This is a genomic window from Mycobacterium sp. (assembly GCF_039583805.1).
Classification (GTDB): domain Bacteria; phylum Actinomycetota; class Actinomycetes; order Mycobacteriales; family Mycobacteriaceae; genus Mycobacterium.
In genome coordinates, this window is record NZ_JAVKSH010000140.1 from 1 (window position 1) to 7,429 (window position 7,429).

The 7,429-nt window shown below is 70.7% G+C and carries 6 protein-coding genes; 2 read left to right on the plus strand and 4 right to left on the minus strand.

The window, feature by feature from the left end; translation table 11 throughout:
- Window positions 1-222: 222 nt before the first annotated feature.
- Window positions 223-1,419, minus strand: coding sequence for a thiolase family protein (locus tag ABDW21_RS15470; protein ID WP_343710683.1), 1,197 nt, complete (start codon window positions 1,417-1,419; stop codon window positions 223-225).
- Between the two features lie 96 nt (window positions 1,420-1,515).
- Between ABDW21_RS15470 and ABDW21_RS15475 the strand changes: the two genes are divergently transcribed.
- The gene (locus ABDW21_RS15475; protein ID WP_343602839.1) at window positions 1,516-1,917 is read left to right on the plus strand and encodes an OB-fold domain-containing protein; all 402 of its coding nucleotides are present in this window, start codon (window positions 1,516-1,518) and stop codon (window positions 1,915-1,917) included.
- On the opposite strand, the gene ABDW21_RS15480 is transcribed toward ABDW21_RS15475, so the two are convergent.
- Together ABDW21_RS15480 and ABDW21_RS15485 are read right to left on the minus strand one after the other, a co-directional pair.
- Window positions 1,910-4,087: an acyl-CoA dehydrogenase gene (locus tag ABDW21_RS15480; protein WP_343602841.1), complete on the minus strand. Its 2,178-nt coding sequence runs from the start codon at window positions 4,085-4,087 to the stop codon at window positions 1,910-1,912. The genes ABDW21_RS15475 and ABDW21_RS15480 overlap by 8 nt on opposite strands.
- 123 nt (window positions 4,088-4,210) lie before the next feature.
- Entirely contained in the window at window positions 4,211-4,981 is a 771-nt protein-coding gene (locus ABDW21_RS15485) for an SDR family NAD(P)-dependent oxidoreductase (RefSeq protein WP_343602836.1), read from the minus strand.
- A gap of 495 nt (window positions 4,982-5,476) precedes the next feature.
- Between ABDW21_RS15485 and ABDW21_RS15490 the strand changes: the two genes are divergently transcribed.
- Complete coding sequence (locus ABDW21_RS15490) at window positions 5,477-6,520, plus strand: phosphatase PAP2 family protein (RefSeq protein ID WP_343602843.1); 1,044 nt, start codon at window positions 5,477-5,479, stop codon at window positions 6,518-6,520.
- Here the strand turns inward: ABDW21_RS15490 and ABDW21_RS15495 are convergent.
- Window positions 6,466-7,429: D-2-hydroxyacid dehydrogenase family protein (locus tag ABDW21_RS15495; RefSeq protein ID WP_343602838.1), on the minus strand; the 964-nt coding region annotated here is incomplete at its 5' end. The genes ABDW21_RS15490 and ABDW21_RS15495 overlap by 55 nt on opposite strands.

The following is a 7,429-nucleotide window of genomic DNA, read 5'->3' on the forward strand; positions in this document are numbered from 1 at the left end:
CAAATCGTAGGGCCCGAACAGTTCGCCGACACGCGAGCCGGGCGAGGTGGTCATGCGGCAATCGTCTCAGCAAACCGAGATCGCCGATGCGGTTAGGCCGAAAGTCGGAGGGTGCCCGCTCGCCATCCGATTTTCGAACCACAAACACCTCGACCCGCCCGCGGCCAAAGCCGACCCCACGGATCCGGGTTCGCGCAGCGCTCCGCCGGTCACGCCCCCGATTCAGCACGTCAGCACCATGCATCCGGCGATCGGGCCGCCGCCGGCGGCCACAACCGCCACCTCGGGACGCGGACTCACCTGCCGCTCCCCGGCCGCGCCGCGCAGTTGCAGACAGGCCTCGTGCAGCACCCAGTAGCCGTGCATCCGGCCGGCGGAGAGCTGGCCGCCGTAGGTGTTGAGCGGCAGGGCGCCGTCCCGCGCAATCCGCTCGGCGCCTTCCACGAACGGACCGGCTTCACCGTCGCCGCAGATCCGCAGCGCTTCCAGCCAGGCCAGGGTGAGAAAGGTGAACCCGTCGTAGAGCTCGGCGACGTCCAGGTCGGCGGGCTTCAGGTCGGTCCGCGACCACATCTGCGCCGCCGCGTCCGTGGACGCCATCTTCGGATAGTCCGGCCGATGAAACCAGCCGCCGGCACCGTTGGACCCGCCCACCGCCTCCACCGCCACCGCGCGGTGCGGGCAGTCGCGGGCATACTCCGCGGCCGACACCACCACCGCGATCGACCCGTCGACGGGAACGTCGCAATCCAGCAGGCCGAACGGTGACGAGACCGGCCGCGCCGCAAGGTAGTCGGCCATGCTCATCGGTTCGCGGTACACCGCACGCGGATTCAGTGCGGCGTTGCGCCTGCTGTTGATCGCCAGCCAGCCCAACTGCTCCTTGGTGGTGCCGTACAGTTCCATGTGCCGACGGCAGTTCAACGCCAGCCAGTTGGCAGCCGAATATGCATGTGCGGCAACGAGATCGGCGACGTCGTCCATCGGCCCGACTGCGGGCCGGTCACCGTCGGCGGGCGGCTGGACTATCCGCGCCAACGCCGGTCGTGGTGCGTTCTGAGTGGACCCGGGCGTCGGGACCGTGCCGCCGATCATCTGCACCGTCCGGTAGACCAGCACATGGCGGGCCCGCTTCTCGGCGACCGCCCGGCACGCCGAGACCACCGGGTTGAGTAAACCGCCGGCGTCCAAACCCGACTCGCACTCGGCGGCGTCGATCTTCAACGCGGCCGCGGCGTCGGCCGCCGGCGTGTCTCCCAGGGTGGCGACGGCGCCGATGTCTCCGGCGGTCAAGCCGGCGTCGGCGATCGCCCCGCGCGCCGCCTCGCACGTCAGCTCTATCCCGGCAATGCCGGCCCGGCGGCCGATCCGCGAAATACCGACTCCGGACAGGATCGCGTGCTTCTCGAAGTACCGCATCGGCGCGTGCTCGCAAGACCCTCTGTCGTCCAGTCGGATACGAGTACTGTACTGCGGGTGGAGGCGGAATCGAAGCCGGCGCCGTCCGCGCGGACGCTGCCCCGGCGGGGCGGCCACGACCGGGCGTTCTGGGCCGGCGGAGCAACGGGGCACCTGCTGATCGAGCGCTGCGACGAGTGCGCGCGCTGGGTGCACCCGCCGGCCGGCAGCTGTCCGCACTGCGGCGGGGCGCTGGTGGCCCGACCGGTGTCCGGACGCGGCACGGTGCTCACCTACACGGTCAACCACCACCGGTACAACCCTGCCGTACCGGTGCCGTACGTGATCGCGATCGTCGAGCTGGCCGAGCAGCAGGATCTCCGCCTGGCCGCCAATATTGTTGACTGCGAGCCGGATTCGGTGGCCTGCGGGATGGCCGTCGAAGTGCGGTTCGAGCGCTCCGACGCAGCTTATGTGCCGGTGTTCGCGCCGGCCGGCATCCCCCGCGGGGTCAGTTGATCAGCGGGTCGCGCGGCATGCCGAGAATCCGCTCGGCGATCTGGTTGCGGGTGACCTCCGAGGTGCCGCCCGCGATGGCCATGCCGCGGGCGCCCATCACCATCCGGCTGACAAAGCCGGCGGGCCCGTCGGTCAGCGCGATCTCCGGTCCCATCAGCGCCGCGGCGATCGCCGCGCCGTCGCCCAGGTGCTCGGCGAGTTTGAGCTTGGTGATGTTGCCTTCGGGCCCCGGTCCCGCCCCCTCGACACTGCGGGCGGCGCGACGCAGGTTCAGCAGGCGCAGCGCGTGCTCGTCGGCCAGAAAGTTGCCGACGCGAATCTGCGCGCCCGCCAGATGATCTGCGCGATGTTGGGCCAGCTGCACCAGTTGCCCGGCGACGCCCCCGTAGTACGACCCGCCGCCACCGATGCTGACCCGTTCGTTGCCCAGGGTGGCGCGGGCAACGGTCCATCCGGCGTTGGGTTCGCCGACGACGTCCTCGTCGGGCACGAACACGTCGGCAAAGAACACTTCGTTGAACTCCGAGCCGCCGGTGATCTGGCGCAACGGCCGCACCTCGACACCGGGCGCCGACATGTCGATGATCACCGCGGTGATTCCGGCATGCTTGGGGGCGTCCGGGTCGGTGCGCACGGTGGCCAGCCCGCGCCGGCAGTGCGCCGCGCCGCTGGTCCACACCTTCTGCCCGTTGATCTTCCAGCCGCCGTCGACGCGGGTGGCCCGCGTCTTGATCCCGGCCGCATCCGATCCGGCGTCGGGCTCGGAGAACAGCTGGCACCAGATTTCGTCCTGGCGTAGCGCCGGCTCGACGAATCGTTCGATCTGCGAATCGGTTCCGTGCTGGATCAGGGTCAGGATCACCCAGCCGGTGATCGAGTAGTCCAGTCGCTTGATACCCGCCGCGGTGAACTCCTGCTCGATCACCAACTGCTCGACGGCATCGGCGGCCCGGCCCCACGGCGTGGGCCAGTGCGGCATCACGTAACCGGTAGCGATCAGCTTGTCCCGCTGCGCCTTGTCATCCAGCGCGGCGATGTCGGCGGCGTCGGCGCGGATTCGGGTGCGCAACTCTTCGGCCTGCGGGGGCAGATCCAGGCTGTCGGCCCGCACGACACCGGCTGCGGTGCGGTCGAAGACGTCTCGCGCGGGCGCGTCGCCACCGAACAGCGCCCGCACCGTGAGGGCCCGACGCAGATGCAGGTGGGCGTCGTGCTCCCAGGTGAACCCGATACCGCCGTGCACCTGGATGTTGAGTTCGGCGTTGCGGGCGTAGGCGGGCAACGCCAGGGCCGCGGCGACCGCGGCGGCCAGCCGGAACTGCTGCTCGTCCTCCCCCGCCGCGCGCGACGCGTCCCACACCGCGGCGATCGCGGACTCCGCGTCGACCAGCATGTTCGCGCAGTGATGCTTGACCGCCTGGAAAGTGGCGATGGTACGGCCGAACTGTTGGCGCACCTTGGCGTAGTCGACCGCGGCGTCCACGCAGTCCGACGCGCCGCCGGCAGCCTCGGCCGCCACCAGAGTGCGGGCCCGGGCGATCGCGGATTCCCTTGCGCCGGAGAGGATGTCGTCGGCGGTGACATCGACGTTGCGTAACGTCACCCGCCCCGACCGGCGGGTCGGGTCGAGGTTCTCACGCACACCCCCGGTCGCCGACACAGACACGCCGGCGCGACCGCGTTCCAGCACCAGCACGTCGTCGCCGGCGGCGATCAGCAGCACGTCGGCCAGCCCGGCGCCCAACACGATGCCGGCCTCGCCGTTGGCGGCTCCGCCGTCGACGGCGACCTCGCCGCCCAGCCCGACGCCGGCGGTGAGCGTGCCGTCGATCAGCCCCGGCAGCAGTCGGGCCTGCTGTTCGGGAGTTCCCGCGTGGGAGATCACCGCGGAGGCGATCACGGTCGGCAGGAACGGCCCGGGCGCCACCGCCCGGCCGAGTTCCTCGACCACCACCGCCAGTTCCGGCAGGCCGTAACCCGAACCGCCGTGCGCCTCGTCGATGTGCAGGCCGAGCCAGCCGAGTTCGACAAGTCCGCCCCAGAACGGCGGGCGGGTCTCCTCGGCGGCGTCCAGCAGTGACCGCGCCGCCCAGCGGGCCTTCTGCGCGGTCAAAAACGCCCGGGCCACGTCGGCGAGTTCGCGATGGTCGTCGGTCAGTGCAATACCCATGCGGGCAATACCCATGCGGGCGATACCCATTCAGCGCCCTCCTGGTGGACTCGACGGGCCGGTGCCCTCACTGTACCGAGGTGGCCGCACCCCGGCGCCGACGGGCGGGATGCGAGCCGTCGATCACTTGGGGGCGAAGCGTTGTCCGGCGTCCAGCCGCAGGCATTGACCGTTCAGCATCGGGTTCTCGACGATGGCCGCGACCAGTTTGGCGAACTCCTCGGGACGGCCGAGGCGCCTGGGGAACGCCGCGTCCCTGGTGAGCACGGTCGCGTATTCGTCGGGGATGCCCTTGGTCAGCCCGGTGGCGAACAGGCTGGGCGCGATCGCCAGCACCCGGATTCCCAACGACCCGAGGTCGCGGGCCATGGTCAGGCACATCCCCGCGATGCCGGCCTTGGCCGCCGTGTAGGCGACCTGCCCGATCTGCCCCTCGAACGCGGCGATCGAGGCGGTGTTGATGATGACGCCGCGCTCACCGGTCGTTTCGGGGTCCTCGGGTTCGTTTCGGCTCATGTGGCTCGCGGCCAGCCGGCTGATGTTGAAGGTGGCGACGAGATTGAGATCGACCACCTGGCGGAAGGATTCGAGATCGTGCGGGCCGGACTTGGACAGCGTGCGCCTGGCGATGCCGCCCCCGGCGGTGGTCACCGCGACGTGCAGGCCGCCGAGGGCGTCGACCGCGGCCTGCAGGGCCTGCTCGGTGCCGGCGAAGTCGGTGACGTCGACCGGATAGAACACGCCTGCGATACCGGCGGCGACGTCCTTGCCGTCCGAACCTTCGCGGTCGAGCACCGCGACGCGTGCGCCGCGGGCGGCCAGCAGCTCGGCGCTGGCCCGCCCCAGACCCGACGCGCCGCCGATGACGACGGCCTTCTTGCCGCTGATCTCCATGACAAACCTCCTCGTCCACGTAGCAAGCACGCTATCGCGCCGCCACCCGGCGCGGTCGTCCAGCTCCGGGGAAGCCGGTGGTGAATGATCGAAACACTCTGCGGCACATCGTGGCTGGCTAGCCCTCGGGAACCATCGTGGCGCTGCGGGCAATTCACGTCCACCGGCGCCCGGCGGCCGGGGGAGCCCGCTGACGTCGCGCGCCGGGTGCCGCGCACCGGGGGGCCGGCAAGAGAGGCCGCCCCGCGCGTCGCAGCGCAACTTACGCCGCTTCCGGTGCAGGTTACGGCACTATATACAACACGTGCATCCCTCGGCGGTGGGGAGTCTGCTCTGGTGTCAGTGACAACCGGTCGACACGCGCAGGCGTTCGCGGGTTCACCAGACTCCCCGGCCGTCGCACAGTCGTGGGGCGCACGCGATGTGCGCGACGACGCGGAGCCACCGGGTGGCGCCGTCGGCCAACCCGGCCCGCCGACACGGCGCGACCGCCGACTGACCCTGCTGCGGCGCGCCGCCGTCGCGGCGTGGGCCGCGGTGGTGACATACCGGACCCTGACCGCCGGGCTGGCGTTCGACCGTGAGCTGCTGCTGCTCTACATCGCCACCGGGCTGATCGCGGCCAGCATCGGCCGCGGCGGGAAGGTGCTGGCCGTCGTTCGCGACTGGCTCCCCTTCGCCCTGGTGCTGCTGCTCTACGACCTCAGCCGCGGCGCTGCGACGCTGATGGGAGCGCCCACCTGGTGGCAGCTGCAGCCGCGGGTGGACCGGTGGCTGTTCTTCGGGACGGTGCCGACGGTGTGGCTGCAGGAGCACCTCAAGCTGCCCGAGCCGCCGTGGTGGGAGGTCGTCATCAGCACCGTCTACATGTCGTTTTTCATCCTGCCCTACGCGGTCGCCGGATTCCTGTGGCTGCGCAACCGTGACGACTGGGCCGCGTTCGTCCGGCGCTTCCTGGCCTTGTCGTTCGCCGCGCTGATCGGCTATGTCGTGGTGCCCGCCGCCCCGCCGTGGGCAGCCGCCCGCTGCACCGCCGGCGACGTGGCCGGTAGTCCGTCCAACCCGGCGTGCATGTTCACCAGCCCGGCGGGCGTCCCCGGCGGAGGCGTGCTCGGAGCCGTGCACACCAGCCGGGCCGGCGCCCATCCGTTCGTGGAACGGATCTCCACCCGGGGCTGGGGCACGATGCACCTGCAGTCGGCGAGCTCGCTGGTCGACTCCGGGCAGGCCGGCGTCAACCTGGTGGCGGCCATTCCGTCGCTGCATGCCGGGCTGTCGGCCCTGGTGGTGGTTTTCCTGTGGCGCCGTGTCAGGCCCCGCTGGCGTCCGCTCATGGTGGTTTACGTGGCCGCGATGGCTTTCACCCTGGTGTACTCGGCCGAGCACTACGTCGTCGACATCCTGGCGGGTTGGGCGCTGGTCGCACTCGTGTCGCTGGTCATCGGCCGTCTCGAGTCGCGGTGGGAGCGGCGCCGGCAGCTGGCTCAGCCGCCGCCCCCGGCGAGCCAGCGGGCGATCCCGGCGGCGGCGTCGCGGTAGAAGACCCGGTAGACGCGGTCGGCCACGTAGCCGATGTGGGGGGTGGCCACCACGTTGTCCAGCGAGCGCAGCGGGTGCTCGGCGGGCAGCGGCTCGGTGTCGAAGACGTCCAGGCCAGCGCCGGCGAGCCGGCGCGAGCGCAATGCCTCGACCAGTGCGGCCTCGTCCACGACGGGCCCCCGAGACGTGTTGACCAGCACCGCAGTCGGCTTCATCAGTGCCAGCTCTGTGGCCCCCACCAGAGCGCGGGTGCGCTCACTGAGCACCAGATGGACCGTCAGCACGTCGGCGCGGCTGAACAACTCGTCTTTGGAAACGTATGCCGCACCCGCTTTTTCGGCGGCGTCGGGGGTCAGGTTGGTGCTCCATGCGATGACGTCCATGCCGAAAGCCGTCCCGACCCGGGCGACCCGGGCCCCGACCCGGCCCAGGCCCAGCACACCCAGCACCGTCCCGCCCAGCTGATTGCCGACCGACGTCTGCCAGCCGCCGGCGCGCACCGACAGTGCTTCGTCGACGATGCGGCGGGCGGCGGCCAGGATCAGCGCCCAGGTCAGTTCGACGGTGGATTCGATGTAGCCGCCGGTGGTGCCGATATGGATGCCCCGCTCCTTGGCGGCGTCCATGTCGATGGATGCGTTGAACGGCCCGGTGGAGGCGATCATCTTCAGACGCGGCAGGCGCTCGATAACGCTGCGCGGCAACGGTGTTCGCTCCCGCATCACACACACCACGTCGAATGGGGCCAGCCGTTCTACGAGCGCGTCCGGGTCGGCCAGGTGATCGGTGAAAACGGTGATCTCGGCCCGCGCGGCCACCTCCGACCAGTCGGCCATGCGCAGCGCTACGTTCTGGTAGTCGTCGAGGATCGCAACCTTCATAGGATCACTGTCGCACTCGACGGCGATG

What these genes read in the sequence shown, in the direction of transcription:
- ABDW21_RS15485 (WP_343602836.1), bottom strand. Translation starts at nt 4,981, where the DNA reads ATGGAGATCAGCGGCAAGAAGGCCGTCGTCATCGGCGGCGCGTCGGGT.
- ABDW21_RS15480 (WP_343602841.1), bottom strand. Translation starts at nt 4,087, where the DNA reads ATGGGTATTGCACTGACCGACGACCATCGCGAACTCGCCGACGTGGCC.
- ABDW21_RS15470 (WP_343710683.1), bottom strand. Translation starts at nt 1,419, where the DNA reads ATGCGGTACTTCGAGAAGCACGCGATCCTGTCCGGAGTCGGTATTTCG.